Source organism: Ruminococcus sp. AF20-12LB (genome assembly GCF_003478985.1).
Classification (GTDB): domain Bacteria; phylum Bacillota; class Clostridia; order Lachnospirales; family Lachnospiraceae; genus Blautia_A.
In genome coordinates, this window is record NZ_QUGH01000035.1 from 1 (window position 1) to 751 (window position 751).

The 751-nt window shown below is 47.7% G+C and carries 1 protein-coding gene; it reads right to left on the minus strand.

Annotation, left to right across the window (positions count from 1 at the left end; translation table 11 throughout):
• Nucleotides 1-456 precede the first annotated feature (456 nt).
• The coding region (locus DWX61_RS19105) for a hypothetical protein (RefSeq protein ID WP_207664999.1) at nt 457-751 on the minus strand (295 nt) is incomplete at its 5' end.

Sequence of the window (751 nt, forward strand, 5' to 3'; positions counted from 1 at the left end):
AGGGTTTTATGCTTGTCAACCATAAAATTCAATTTTTTTAGATTTTCCTGGAAGTTTATCTTAAAGGGACAATTTCTTTTCTTTTATTATCCTATTATCTCCCTGTTTATTATTTATTATATATATGTTTTTTTATAAGTTTCTTCGCTGAGTGCGCTACGCCGGTCGCATTTTCAATGCGGTAAGTGCGAGGGAAGGCAATCTCAGAGTTCCGTAGCCCGAACGCCCTCCCTCGCGCTCCCACCCCGTTGGGCACGGAAGGAGTTCTTCGTTGTTGTGTGTGCTGCGTTGTTGACTTTTTTCTGTATGCTGCGGTACTCAGAGTGGAACGTTGTGCCGACCTGGTTCCTGGATTCTTCGATATTTATGGTGGTACGTTGGGCCGATCTCGTTTCTGGATTCTTCAATATTTATGGTGATACGCTATGCCAATCTCGTCCCTGTATTCTTCGATACTTATAGTGGTACGTTGGGCCGATCTCGTTTCTGGATTCTTCGGTACTTACAATGGTACGCTGCGCCAATCTGGTTCTGGAGATTCTTCGATATTTGCAGGAATATTCTGTACCAATCTGGCATTTCAGGACAGGACGCCCAGTCCGCTTCCGTCACCTGTTCTGTTTTTTTCCTGTCGGCTGGAAGCGTCAGCCAGAGGAAGGTGGCATCGGGCCGGGCTGCTGCGGAGGAGGGGTGATTACTACTTGGGCTGCGGGAGACGGCGTTATTGCGGCAGGGTCTGCTGTCTGAGCCG